The following is an 11,888-nucleotide window of genomic DNA, read 5'->3' on the forward strand; positions in this document are numbered from 1 at the left end:
ATGGCATACAAACCACAGTTCTACCCAGGTAAGACTTCTGTGGCCCAGAACCGTAAGAAGTTCATGGACCCCTCATACAAGATGGAGAAGCTCAGGAGCCTCTCCGATGACGACATCGTCATCATGCTGGGACACCGCGCTCCGGGTTCCGCATACAAGACCATCCACCCGCCCTTAACCGAGAGCAACGAGCCGGACTGCCCGATCCGCAAGATCGTGGAGCCGACCCCCGGCGCAAAGGCAGGCGACAGGATCAGGTACAACCAGTACGCTGACTCTATGTACTTCGCCCCGATGGTCCCGTACCTCAGGTCATGGATGGCATGCACCAGGTACAGGGGAGTAGACCCAGGCACCCTGTCCGGCAGGCAGATCATCGAAGCTCGTGAGAGAGACCTTGAGAAGATCACCAAGGAAACCTTCGAGACCGAGATGTTCGACCCCGCCAGGGAGTCCCTCAGAGGCTGCACCGTGCACGGCCACTCGCTCAGGCTGAACGAGAACGGCATGATGTTCGACATGCTGCAGAGGCAGGTTCTGGACAAGACCGGAGCCGTCATGGCAGTCAAGGACCAGGTCGGCGACCCGCTCGACCGCAAGGTCAACCTCGGCAAGCCCATGACCGAAGCAGAGCTCAAGAAGAGAACGACCATCTACAGGATCGATGGCGTTTCCTTCAGGTCCGACGACGAGGTAGTTGGCTGGGTCCAGAGGATTTTCACCCTCAGGACAAAGTGCGGCTTCTACCCGAAGGTGTAAGGAGAGGTGAGCTAAATGGCAGTTAAGGAAACTCAGAAGAGATTCATCAAGGCAATGAAGAAGAAGTTCGCCGAAGAGCCGACCGCCCAGGTAACCAAGTACAAGTACGAGGGTTACACCCAGTCCAAGAGAAAGGTCGAGTTCAAGAAGTCCGGCGACGCAATCGCGAAGAAGAGAGGCATCTCCATGTACAACCCAATGGTGCACATGGGAGGTATCCCCCTCGGTCAGAGGCAGCTGATGAACTATGTAGTCAGCGGCACTGACATCGCAGTAGAAGGCGACGACCTGCACTTCGTCAACAACGCTGCAATGCAGCAGTTCTGGGATGAAATCCGCAGGACCGTCATCGTCGGCCTTGACACCGCTCACGCCACCCTCGAGAAGAGGTTAGGCAAGACCGTCACCCCCGAGACCATCAGCAACTACCTGGCAGTGCTCAACCACGCAATGCCCGGCGCAGCAGTCGTTCAGGAACACATGGTCGAGACCCACCCGGGCCTCACCGACGACTGCTTCGTCAAGGTCTTCACCGGTGACGACGAGCTCGCCGACTCCATCGACAAGCAGTACGTCCTGGACATCAACAAGGCATTCCCCAAGGAGCAGGCCGCCCAGCTCAAGAAGGCTATCGGCAAGCAGCTGTTCCAGGCTGTCCACATCCCGACCATCGTAGTCAGGACTTGCGACGGTGGCACCACCTCCAGGTGGTCCGCAATGCAGATCGGCATGTCGTTCATCGACGCATACAAGATGTGCGCCGGTGAGGCAGCAGTCGCAGACCTCGCATTCGCCGCCAAGCACGCATCGGTCGTCGAGATGGGTAACCTCCTGCCCGCAAGGCGTGCCCGTGGCCCCAACGAGCCCGGTGGAGTATCCTTCGGCTTCCTGGCAGACATTGTCCAGACCCACAGGAAATACCCGGACGACCCCGTGAAGTCCTCGCTCGAGACCGTCGCATCCGGCTGCATGCTGTACGACCAGATCTGGCTCGGCAGCTACATGTCCGGTGGTGTCGGTTTCACCCAGTATGCAACCGCTGCATACACTGACGACATCCTCGATGACTTCTGCTACTACGGCTACGACTACGTCAAGGGCAAGTACGGTGTCGCCAAGGCGCCCAACACCATGGACGTTGTTAACGACATCGGCACTGAAGTCACCCTGTACGGCATCGAGCAGTACGAGAAGTACCCGACCACCCTCGAGGACCACTTCGGTGGCTCGCAGAGGGCGACAGTCCTGTCCGCAGCAGCAGGTGTCACCACCTCTATCGCGACCGGAAACGCCAACGCCGGCCTGTCGGCCTGGTACCTGTCCATGTACCTGCACAAGGAAGCATGGGGCAGGCTGGGCTTCTTCGGCTACGACCTGCAGGACCAGTGCGGTGCAACCAACGTGTTCTCCTGCCGGTCCGACGAGGGCGCAATCGACGAGCTGAGGGGTCCGAACTACCCGAACTACGCAATGAACGTAGGCCACCAGGGTGGCTACACCGGTATCGCCGGTGCCGCTCACTACGCCCGCGGCGATGCGTGGACTGCAAGTCCGCTCATCAAGATTTGCTTCGCAGACAAGAGCCTTGCCTTCGACTTCACCGAGCCGAGGAAGGAGTTTGCCCGCGGCGCAATCCGCGAGTTCATGCCGGCTGGCGAGAGGTCTCTCGTCATCCCCGCAAAGTAAGTACGGGAATTCTCTGGAGCCGCAAGGCTCCAGCTTCTTTCTTTTTTCGACGTTTAGTTATTATTTTAAGTATTTTATATTACATAATGGCGGTACTCTATGCCATTTTTAAAATTACTGTCTCGAAAGTTTTATTACTCAGCAAGCCTTTGATAAAATGATAGTTTAGCGCTAATTATGGATGTTTGTCCCAATACCGATCCATAATTATAAAATTAAAGGAGGATAACACATGGATGAATTGGCAGTTAGCCTTGGAACCCTCGCACTGATGGGCGCTTGCGCAACCATCGCGGGAGCAGCCGAGGACCTTGAATCCGACTTCGGTTCACAGTCCAACGCAAACTCTCAGGTGCAGCTGGCTCCACAGGTAGGCTATCTTCACCGTATATACAACAAAGCGGTTTGCGGTGAGCCTGTTGCCTATGGGCTTTTAGCCGCGACTGGTGCTGCTATTGCTCTGGCGCTCGCCACAGCATTTAGCCTCAACATAGTCATATCGTTGGCTCTCGGCGCAACGATCGCAGCGTTGATGTATGGTGTGTACGCTACGACGGCATATATGGGCAGGATCACCGGCCAGAAGAGGTTCGGCCAGCCTGTATATCTTGACGTATTGCTGGTAACTACACCTTCAATTATTGCACATGCATTTATCGCAACGATGGCAATCGCAACTTTCTCGTACCTTTTGAATGTAATCATTGGACAACCCTTCCCGTTCCCGATTCTCGCTCTTCTGTGGGGTATCATGACTGGCGGTATGGGCTCTGCAGTCGGTGACGTACACTACGGTGCCGAGAGGCAGTACCAGGCCAAGCCATTCGGTATGGGCCTTCCGATCGCCAGCTCGGGCAAGATCATCCAGAAGGGTGAGGCAGGCCTGAGGAGCAGCACTGATATCGCCGGTTTCTGCGTGAAGCACGGCGGCCCGCTGACCGGTCTCGGCCTTGGCCTGACGGTCTTCGTGGACCTGTGGAGACACATCATCTTCATCGAGTTCGCGAACGGCTGGGGCGCCATGATCGCCGGTCTCATCATTGTACTGGTTATCGTCGCGTTCAACAGGATCATCGAGATCTGGGCAAGAAAGAACTATGGTGCATACAGGGAAGCGGAGGACTAAAACATGGATCCGTTAACTCTCGTAATTATCGTCGCATGCATCGGCCTCGGCGGCCTTCTGGTCGGTCTGGGTGTCCACTTCGTGCCTGTCGGCGGTGCCCCTGCCGCAATGGCACAGGCAACCGGTATCGGCACTGGTACGACCATGCTGGCAGCTTCGTCCGGTTTCCTGGGCCTGATCAGCGCAGGTCTGGTAACAGAAGAAATTATCATTGGCAAGATCAGCTACCCCGGCTTTGCAGAAGCAGTTGCTAACGGCACGCTCTTCACCATCGCCGGCATCACCGCCAACATCGGCGCTATCGGCATCATCATGGTAGCCGGTATCATCGGCGCAATGCTGATGATCGCAATCCTGTGCGTAGTGCCCAATGTATTATACATCTTCGGACTCGGTGTCCCCCTCGCCTCGGCCAAGGTCAAGTTCGACCCCATCACCGGCGACAGGCAGGACGTCTACGTCACCAAGGGTACCGAAGGCCACGGCACGCCCACTGTCGCAGTCGTAAGCTCGCTCATCGGCGGCTTCCTCGCAGGCACCGGCGGCGCTCTGACCTACCTGGCTCTCCTGGCTGGCGGGTTCTCCATCGCGGCAGCAGCATTCGTCGCAATCGGCATCTTCTTCGTGAACTCGGTTCTCGCCTCGTACAACATCGCAGGTACGATCGAAGGCTTCCACGACCCGAAGTTCAAGAGGTGGCCGAGGGCATTCATCGCATGTCTGCTCGCATCCGTTGTCCTGGGTATCTGGGCGGCTGCAATCATCTACATGGGGGCTTAAACAATGTCAGAACACAAGGATATTGACTGGTACACTCTCGCCGGCCTCGGAATCATCGGCGGCCTGATCTGTATCTACGCCGCATATGCCCTGAACACGATCCTGGGAGTAAGCTACTTTGCTTTCCTGGGTGCAGTAGGCGCAATTCTGGCCACCGTCTGGGGTGCAGATGCGGTCAGAAGGATCTGTAAGTTCGGTATCGGTACTGGCGTGCCATCTATCGGCATGCTCGCTTTCGGTATGGGTCTCGCAACGACCCTGCTCGGCCTGAAGGTCGGAGACTACCTCGCAACCCACGGCCTCTCCATGGTCGTCGCTAACATGCCGGTTGCACTGCTGGTCGCTCCGATCGCAGCAGTAGTATTCTCCCTGATCCAGGGCGCAATCATCGGCTTCATCGCACAGAACATCATCAAGATGAAGATCCCGACCATGCAGGTCGGCATGACCATGATCTCGGGTGCCGCATGCATGATCTACCTCGGCTACACGGTCGCAGTGACCGGCGGCGCCTTCGACTTCGGCTCCATGATGACCAAGGTCGTCGACACCGGCTTCATCGCACCGCTCTTCATCGTAGGCGCTCTCCCGATGCTGCACGCGTTCAACGCCTGCATGGGTCCGGACGAGTTCCAGAAGAGGACGCTCACCCTGGCCGTCGAGGCAGCAACCATGAGCATGGTAATCTTCGGCATTCTCTCCTTCGCCGCTCCGGCATTCACCATTGATGCCGCAACCGGTAAGGCAATCGTCGACACCAAGCTCATCACGATGCAGACCATGATCTCCAGCGTTATCACCATAGCGCTCGGCCTGCTTGCCTGGTTCATCGCATACCTGGCATACTTCGGCAAGGTCAAGGAAAGCGGAGTACCCATCCTGTCCACTGGTCTCTTACCCAAGAAGGAGGAGCAGTAAATGTCGGACTACGTAAAGTTACTACCAGAGTACAAGCTCTCGTACAACCTCAAGACGGGTAAAGTCGAGCCCGAGGCAGGAGGCGTCGTAAAGTACAACTTCAAGCCTATCAACGAGAACCTCGACAAGCTCGACAAGTACGCAGATGACCTGTTGAACTCGCTGACTCCCACTGGCGCATTCCTGGAGACTTTCCCCGGCAGGGAAAAGTCGCTGTACTTCGCCAGCATAGGGACCAACCTGTTCTACGGCTTCATCTTTGGTGGCATAGCAGCGTTCGTATTAGTAATGCTGATACTGGCGAAGGTGATCTAATATGGTTGAAAAGAAAGAGCCAGCAAAGGGATGGCCGGTTATTAAGGGCGAGTTCGATGTTGGTGACCCGAAGAGCTGTGTTGCAGTAGCGACCGCGGGTTCCCACTTCGGCCAGTGGCCGATTAAGGCTGGTGCTGCCATTTCGGGTCCGTTCCACACTGAGAACCTGGGTATCGAGAAGATTGTGGCTAATGTCATCTCGAACCCGAACATCCGGTTCATCATCATTACCGGTGCTGAGGTTAAGGGCCACATTTCGGGCGACGCTCTCGAGTGTCTGCACAAGAATGGCCTTAAGAGCGGCAGAATTGTCGGTGCCAAGGGCGCTATCCCCTTCATCGAGAACCTCGATGACAAGGCGGTTAAGAGGTTCCAGGAGCAGGTCCAGACTGTCTACATGATTGATGTAGAGGATGAGCCGAAGATTACGGCTGCCATCAAGGACTGCATCGCCAAGGACCCCGGCGCGTTTGCCGGTGAGCCGATGCTGCTCGAGATCAAGGAAACCAAGATCGGCGAGGAAGAGGAAGAAGCCGGCGAAGTAGTCGCAGGCGCCGTCCCCGCAGGCGGAGTCGTCAGCGGCATGGCCTCTGAGATCATGATGATCCAGACCAGAGTCAGGCTTATCAAGCAGGATGTCAAGGGCATCGGCTACCTGAACAAGTTCGCCATGGGCTGGTACGCAGGCAAGATGGAAGGCGTCATGATCGGCTTAATTCTGTCTCTGCTATTGCTCGCTCTGCTGTTCCCGCACGGAGTGGACCTATCGACATTGAGGATTAAGTAGGTGATCTAATATGGTTGAAAAGAAAGAGCCAGCAAAGGGATGGCCGGTTATTAAGGGCGAGTTCGATGTTGGTGACCCGAAGAGCTGTGTTGCAGTAGCGACCGCGGGTTCCCACTTCGGCCAGTGGCCGATTAAGGCTGGTGCTGCCATTTCGGGTCCGTTCCACACTGAGAACCTGGGTATCGAGAAGATTGTGGCTAATGTCATCTCGAACCCGAACATCCGGTTCATCATCATTACCGGTGCTGAGGTTAAGGGCCACATTTCGGGCGACGCTCTCGAGTGTCTGCACAAGAATGGCCTTAAGAGCGGCAGAATTGTCGGTGCCAAGGGCGCTATCCCCTTCATCGAGAACCTCGATGACAAGGCGGTTAAGAGGTTCCAGGAGCAGGTCCAGACTGTCTACATGATTGATGTAGAGGATGAGCCGAAGATTACGGCTGCCATCAAGGACTGCATCGCCAAGGACCCCGGCGCGTTTGCCGGTGAGCCGATGCTGCTCGAGATCAAGGAAACCAAGATCGGCGAGGAAGAGGAAGAAGCCGGCGGCGAAGTCGCAACCACCGTTGCAGCAGCGAAGCCGGACAAGGAAATTCCGCCTCTGGTAGACGACGTCTGCTACCGTGCGCAGCTCTGCGCCAGAAACCAGAAGCTGACTTCTGCAGTAGGCGCAACCAAAGTACTCGGGTTCGTCCTGGGCGCAGTCTTCGTGATCGCGTTCGTTCTGATCCCCGTGTGGCTGATGGGAGGGTTCTAAAATGGTATACGTTGACCCCAAGGACTACGCAGCAGCGATCAGGAAAGTCGATGGCATCGAGGAGAAGGTGGAGTTCACCTTCGCCGAGATCCAGCAGACTGAAGGAAAGAGGTTAGGCAGAGAAGTCGGAATACTGTACGGATTCCTGTTCGGAGCGTTAATCTACGTCGCGTACAGCATATTTATCCAGTTAGGACTGATTTAAGGGAGGTTTACCAATGTTCAAGTATGCAAATCAACAGAAAGTCTACGAGGTTGGTAGAGCTAAGGTAGGCGGCCAGCCGGGCGAGTACCCCACCGTACTGGCAGGTTCTATCTTCTACGGCAAGCACAAGATCGTCAGCGATGAGAAGACCGGTGTTTTCGACAAGGAAATCGCTGAGAAGCTCGTAAGGCAGCAGGAAGAGATGAGCGACATCACCGGAAACCCGATCTGGGTCCAGATTGTCGCTAACTATCCCGAAGCCATCGCTAAGTACATTACCTGGTACGCAGACATGGGCAAGGATGCATTCCTCGTCGACTCGTCCGCAGCAGACACCAGGGTTGCCGGTGCGAAGAAGGCAGATGAGATCGGTATCAGCGACCGTGTCATCTACAACTCCATCAACGCAGCAGCAGCTCCCGCCGAACTTGAGGCAATCAAGCCCCTGAAGTTCACCTCCGCCATCGTCCTCGGCTTCAACGCCATGGACATGTCGGTCAAGGGCAGGATGGAGATGTTCACCAAGGGCGGCGCAGGCCAGGCAAAGGGCATGCTCCCCCTCGCTACTGAGAAAGGCATCACCAGGCCTCTCCTCGACGTAGCAGCTACCCCCCTGGGCAGCGGTTCCGGTGCGACCTACAGGTCCATCTTCGCCGTCAAGTCCCAGCTCGGAGAGCCTGTGGGCGGCGGCTACCACAACATCCCGTCCGCATGGTCCTGGCTGAAGAAGTTCAAGAAGCAGCCCGGCAAGGAAGGCGCATACATGCCCTCCGACATTGGCAGCAACCTCGTTGCCATCACCCTCGGCTGTGACTTCTGCCTGTACGGCCCGATCGAGCACTCTGTTGAGGTTTTCCCCGCAGTAGCCATGAACGACATCATCGTCGCAGAGGCTGCCAAGGACCTCGGCACCACGCCGGTCGACTTCCACCCGCTCAAGAAGCTGGTATAAGTTCGAATATGACTGGCAGGCAACTGCCAGTTACATCTTTTTTAAAACAGTTTATCGGCTTACTCTTTTACGCTTTTACATAAATCGCCGTATGCTTTAAGCCTCATAAAAGCACAAACTATATAGTATCAGTGTAAAAATCTTTGATAATTATTCCACGGTGATCTGGATGCAACTAAAACCTTTACTCAGAAAATTCGGCCCGAAGCCGCACATTGCTGAGAGCCCTTATCTGTCGCTCGTGTCCCAGACGTCTTCTCCGGGCATGAACTTCAAAGTCGACATAGCAAAGACCAACTACTACGTTGTTGCATCCGTCGAAATGGGAAACACCACCACCAAGTGCATTCTCACTGCTACTAACCTCGAAACTGGCAAGACTTACCTTCTTAACAAGACCGTCAAGATGTCGAGGGACGTCCGGGATCCGAAACCCGGCGAAGATGTATTCGGCAAGACTCTCGACGGCCGGAAGCTCACCAGAAATTCTGTGGGAGAGATGGTCCAGAATAATTTGCTGGAATCTCTAAAAGCCGTAAACCTCTCGGTCGAGAACGACCTGAACTTCGTGGTGCGCAGCACCGGCGTCGTCGCAGGCTTCGACAGCCCGGACGATGTGGGCGAGTTCATCCTGGCCCTGGCCGACGGCTGCATCCAGGCAAAGGTGCCGCCGAAGAACATGTGCCCGGCCATGAACAAGGATAACATTCTGGCCAGAATCAGGCCTTACTCTTTTCTCGACAAAGTCTACTTCGATGGCGCAGTCGCCAGTACGCTGCCCCCAGTAGGCAGCTCGGGCGTGGAGATCGTGGCCAACGAGATGGAGGGCGAGCTCGCCACGGCCGGCATAAAGGAGGCGGCGAAGTGGGCTGATGTGGACTTCAGGAACCCCTGCTGCAGCATCGACTTTGGTACGACCCTCAAAGGCCGCGTCACCAACGACGACGTACCTTATTCTAAGACCGTCGGCAGCTTCTGCGGCCTTGCCGGAGCTATCCCGGATGCCATCGTGCGTGGTTCTGGCATCGTGGACAAGAAATACGGTAATGTGCTGGACGTGACCGAGAAGTACAAGCCTGGCGTAATTACAGAAGTGCTCAAGGACAAGGTCATCGAGGACTACGCAAAGATGGCTCACGAGCTGGTCCAGATCGAGGTCGTCCCCGAAGGCCGTAAATGGTACGGCAGCGTACCGGTCAACCCGAAGGCTGCAAAGACCAATGGCGTCGTCCTGATCGGCTGCGAAGTAGGCGAGAACGGCAAAGACCTGCCCAGGCTGAACGCCGTGGGCGAAGAGGTCTACAAGAAGCACGGTATCCAGACCATGCTGGCCACGCTGGACATGACCAGCGCAATGATTGCCTACCGCCTGCTCAAGACTGCCCTGGACAACCAGCTGATCTCCGGCAAGACCGCGATCGGCATCACCGGCAGAGCCGGCATAACCGGCAACAAGCCCTACCTGATCGTCGAGAAGATCGGCTCGCTGGGCATCTACGACAACCCCAACGATAATGTGGTCTTCTGCGATGACGGCCTGGCCAGAGGCGCAGCCGTGATGGCCCGGTGCATGAACTCCTTCGGCACGCCAAAACACCCCATGGGCGGCAGGAGAGGTGGCAAGTGCATCCTGGCAGATCGCATGAAGCTGCAAAACAAGAAATAACGGTGTATCAATGGCCTGTCTAAACGATTTCAACTACGAGATCCTGCTGTCTCACTGCACCCTGAGAGAGGGCGAGGAGTTCATCCGGTCGAAATACTGGGAAACTTACTACTTCGAGCCGGGCTTCATGGTGCTCGGCCTGCGGACGCTGGGAGAAGGTGCGATTCCCGTGGCTATCGAGGATAACACGGACGACACCGTCATCTTCACCTATACCAAGCCATGCATGGGCACTTTCGTCCTTCGCATCCCCGGAGTACCCGACGAAGTAAAAAGGGTCCGCTCCGGCTACACCAAATCGCTCACCCTCGACCGGTGGACCGGTACCGGAGAAAAGAAGGCGGCGGCCGCAGAAGCGGTCACCTGCCCGCTTGACGTCTCCCTTCGGAATTTTAACTACGACATCCTGTCCCACTTCAAGACCTTCCGGGAGTGCGAAAAGTTCATCCGGTCAAAGTACTGGGAAACCTACTACTTCCCCCCAGAATTCCGGGTGCTTGGCCTGAGGCCGCTGGGTAAAGATTATATACCAGTGGCTATTGACGACAAAGATGAAAATAATATAATCTTCCCCTTCCACGACTCGACGATGGGGCCGCTGGTAATCATGATCAAAAGCGTGTCCGCCGAGGCAAAGCGGGTCCGGGAGAACTACTCCAAGGACCTGACGCTAAAAAAGTGGAAGGAGACTACTTAATATTCATCAATTGATAGGATGTGTTACTATTCCTGCTGTGAAGAAATCCTCGGGCGCTGCCATTGCAGCACCCAAGAAAGCCGCTGCACCTAAGAAAGTCGCCAGCAAGCCTGTTGTCAAGGCTGCTGCCCCGAAGAAGGTAGCTGCAAAGCCTGCTAAGGCCGCCGCCGCTCCGAAGAAAGTAGTAGCGGCGAAGGCGCCTGTCAAGGCTGCTGCATCTAAGAAGGTGGCTGCTGTTAAGGCACCAGCAAAGGCTGCAGTACCAAAAAAGGCTGTAGCTAAAAAGGCTCCGGTTAAGGCTGCCTTGAAAGCTCCGGCCGCCAAAAAGGCGGCCCCAAAAACTAAGGCTAAAAAGCCCGAAGGCCAGACGGTCAATGATCTGATCGCTCCCAGGGAGATGGAGATCAAGTCCGTTGACGAGCTGCTGGGCATCAAGAAGTTCGAGGATACCCGCAAAAAGCCGATCATCCCCGGCAAATTCGACCTCATCCTCCCGCCCGGGACTCCCCGCAAGCTGATCCTTAACCTGGCGAAGGAGTTCGACGTCGAGCTCGTCACGAGGACCGATATCTACGTTCCCATCGGCATCAGCGACATCCAGAGAGAACTGCTCGCGATCCGGGGCGACGAGAAGACCATCAAAAAATTTGAAAAGATCGTCCTGGACAAGCTTGCAGAGATCACTGCAGACAGTGCTGGTCCTAATGCCAGCTACGCCGAGCGGATAAAGGCTGGCAAGGCCGTCAAGAAGCCTGCTGCGAAGAAGGCTTCGAAGGCCCGGGCGTAAAAAATTTTTGCGATGCTATTGAGGGAACCTGACCGGTTCCCTGTAACCTTTCTAATCGGAAAATCTAAGTTTTTTTAGCCCCCGCCTTCACAGCTGTTGTCAGTATAGACGTCCTTGATCTTCAGGGCCTCTTCCATGTCCTTGATCTTCCTCTCCACTTCGGCCAGGTCAATCTTGACGCTGTCCTCGTCTTCCTCGGCCGCTCCCCTCTCGTCTGTGACGGTCAGGTAATGCGTATCATAGTAAAGCTTCGAGCTGTCGATCTGCGCAAAGGTCCTGTCCTCCTCCTTCCTCAGGTCGATGACCTTGCCCAGCGTCCTCGTGGTGATGTAGCGGACCGTAGTGCCGACTTTGATCGGCTTGCCGTACAGGTCCATGGCTGTGATCGTCTCGCTTGCCTCCATGTTCTCCTCCGGAGAATAATCTGCCTTCGGCGTAAATAAACTTAGTGTC

The 11,888-nt window shown here is 55.9% G+C and carries 14 protein-coding genes; 13 read left to right on the forward strand and 1 reads right to left on the reverse strand.

What is annotated here, in order from left to right; all coding sequences use genetic code 11:
• The 13 genes from mcrG to ACPLPM_RS05805 all read left to right on the forward strand — a co-directional run bounded on the left by mcrG (position 1) and on the right by ACPLPM_RS05805 (position 11,435).
• On the forward strand, positions 1-759 hold the full coding sequence (gene mcrG / locus ACPLPM_RS05745; RefSeq protein ID WP_424359287.1) for a coenzyme-B sulfoethylthiotransferase subunit gamma: 759 nt from the start codon (positions 1-3) through the stop codon (positions 757-759).
• Between the two features lie 15 nt (positions 760-774).
• Positions 775-2,445, forward strand: a complete 1,671-nt coding sequence (gene mcrA / locus ACPLPM_RS05750) for a coenzyme-B sulfoethylthiotransferase subunit alpha (protein ID WP_424359288.1) — start codon at positions 775-777, stop codon at positions 2,443-2,445.
• A gap of 232 nt (positions 2,446-2,677) precedes the next feature.
• The gene (mtrE, locus tag ACPLPM_RS05755; RefSeq protein ID WP_424359289.1) at positions 2,678-3,571 is read left to right on the forward strand and encodes a tetrahydromethanopterin S-methyltransferase subunit E; all 894 of its coding nucleotides are present in this window, start codon (positions 2,678-2,680) and stop codon (positions 3,569-3,571) included.
• 3 nt (positions 3,572-3,574) lie between these two features.
• Complete coding sequence (gene mtrD, locus ACPLPM_RS05760; RefSeq protein ID WP_424359290.1) at positions 3,575-4,351, forward strand: tetrahydromethanopterin S-methyltransferase subunit D; 777 nt, start codon at positions 3,575-3,577, stop codon at positions 4,349-4,351.
• Between the two features lie 3 nt (positions 4,352-4,354).
• On the forward strand, positions 4,355-5,269 hold the full coding sequence (gene mtrC, locus ACPLPM_RS05765; protein WP_424359291.1) for a tetrahydromethanopterin S-methyltransferase subunit MtrC: 915 nt from the start codon (positions 4,355-4,357) through the stop codon (positions 5,267-5,269).
• Positions 5,270-5,584, forward strand: coding sequence for a tetrahydromethanopterin S-methyltransferase subunit MtrB (gene mtrB, locus ACPLPM_RS05770; RefSeq protein WP_424359292.1), 315 nt, complete (start codon positions 5,270-5,272; stop codon positions 5,582-5,584).
• Position 5,585: 1 nt separating this feature from the next.
• Positions 5,586-6,371 (forward strand): tetrahydromethanopterin S-methyltransferase subunit A, encoded by a 786-nt coding sequence (gene mtrA, locus ACPLPM_RS05775; protein WP_424359293.1) that lies wholly within the window; start codon positions 5,586-5,588, stop codon positions 6,369-6,371.
• A gap of 10 nt (positions 6,372-6,381) precedes the next feature.
• A complete protein-coding gene (gene mtrA / locus ACPLPM_RS05780; protein WP_424359294.1) occupies positions 6,382-7,128 on the forward strand; it encodes a tetrahydromethanopterin S-methyltransferase subunit A in 747 nt (248 codons plus the stop codon).
• Position 7,129: 1 nt separating this feature from the next.
• Positions 7,130-7,333, forward strand: coding sequence for a tetrahydromethanopterin S-methyltransferase subunit MtrG (mtrG, locus tag ACPLPM_RS05785; protein ID WP_424359295.1), 204 nt, complete (start codon positions 7,130-7,132; stop codon positions 7,331-7,333).
• Positions 7,334-7,346: 13 nt separating this feature from the next.
• Positions 7,347-8,285 (forward strand): tetrahydromethanopterin S-methyltransferase subunit H, encoded by a 939-nt coding sequence (gene mtrH / locus ACPLPM_RS05790; protein WP_424359296.1) that lies wholly within the window; start codon positions 7,347-7,349, stop codon positions 8,283-8,285.
• A 169-nt stretch (positions 8,286-8,454) separates the two neighbouring features.
• Positions 8,455-9,951, forward strand: a complete 1,497-nt coding sequence (locus ACPLPM_RS05795) for a methanogenesis marker 14 protein (protein WP_424359297.1) — start codon at positions 8,455-8,457, stop codon at positions 9,949-9,951.
• Positions 9,952-9,961: 10 nt separating this feature from the next.
• Positions 9,962-10,648, forward strand: a complete 687-nt coding sequence (locus tag ACPLPM_RS05800; protein ID WP_424359298.1) for a DUF1894 domain-containing protein — start codon at positions 9,962-9,964, stop codon at positions 10,646-10,648.
• A 37-nt stretch (positions 10,649-10,685) separates the two neighbouring features.
• On the forward strand, positions 10,686-11,435 hold the full coding sequence (locus ACPLPM_RS05805; protein ID WP_424359299.1) for a hypothetical protein: 750 nt from the start codon (positions 10,686-10,688) through the stop codon (positions 11,433-11,435).
• 74 nt (positions 11,436-11,509) lie between these two features.
• Here the strand turns inward: ACPLPM_RS05805 and ACPLPM_RS05810 are convergent, their stop codons facing one another.
• Positions 11,510-11,839 (reverse strand): DUF2098 domain-containing protein, encoded by a 330-nt coding sequence (locus ACPLPM_RS05810; RefSeq protein ID WP_424359300.1) that lies wholly within the window; start codon positions 11,837-11,839, stop codon positions 11,510-11,512.
• Between the last annotated feature and the right edge of the window lie 49 nt (positions 11,840-11,888).

This window comes from Methanocella sp. MCL-LM (assembly GCF_049676595.1).
Classification (GTDB): Archaea; Halobacteriota; Methanocellia; order Methanocellales; family Methanocellaceae; genus Methanocella_A.

What these genes read in the sequence shown, in the direction of transcription:
- mtrB (WP_424359292.1), top strand. Translation starts at nt 5,270, where the DNA reads ATGTCGGACTACGTAAAGTTACTACCAGAGTACAAGCTCTCGTACAAC.
- mtrH (WP_424359296.1), top strand. Translation starts at nt 7,347, where the DNA reads ATGTTCAAGTATGCAAATCAACAGAAAGTCTACGAGGTTGGTAGAGCT.
- mtrA (WP_424359294.1), top strand. Translation starts at nt 6,382, where the DNA reads ATGGTTGAAAAGAAAGAGCCAGCAAAGGGATGGCCGGTTATTAAGGGC.
- mcrG (WP_424359287.1), top strand. Translation starts at nt 1, where the DNA reads ATGGCATACAAACCACAGTTCTACCCAGGTAAGACTTCTGTGGCCCAG.
- mtrA (WP_424359293.1), top strand. Translation starts at nt 5,586, where the DNA reads ATGGTTGAAAAGAAAGAGCCAGCAAAGGGATGGCCGGTTATTAAGGGC.
- ACPLPM_RS05800 (WP_424359298.1), top strand. Translation starts at nt 9,962, where the DNA reads ATGGCCTGTCTAAACGATTTCAACTACGAGATCCTGCTGTCTCACTGC.
- mtrD (WP_424359290.1), top strand. Translation starts at nt 3,575, where the DNA reads ATGGATCCGTTAACTCTCGTAATTATCGTCGCATGCATCGGCCTCGGC.
- ACPLPM_RS05810 (WP_424359300.1), bottom strand. Translation starts at nt 11,839, where the DNA reads ATGGAGGCAAGCGAGACGATCACAGCCATGGACCTGTACGGCAAGCCG.
- mtrG (WP_424359295.1), top strand. Translation starts at nt 7,130, where the DNA reads ATGGTATACGTTGACCCCAAGGACTACGCAGCAGCGATCAGGAAAGTC.
- mtrE (WP_424359289.1), top strand. Translation starts at nt 2,678, where the DNA reads ATGGATGAATTGGCAGTTAGCCTTGGAACCCTCGCACTGATGGGCGCT.
- mtrC (WP_424359291.1), top strand. Translation starts at nt 4,355, where the DNA reads ATGTCAGAACACAAGGATATTGACTGGTACACTCTCGCCGGCCTCGGA.
- ACPLPM_RS05795 (WP_424359297.1), top strand. Translation starts at nt 8,455, where the DNA reads ATGCAACTAAAACCTTTACTCAGAAAATTCGGCCCGAAGCCGCACATT.
- mcrA (WP_424359288.1), top strand. Translation starts at nt 775, where the DNA reads ATGGCAGTTAAGGAAACTCAGAAGAGATTCATCAAGGCAATGAAGAAG.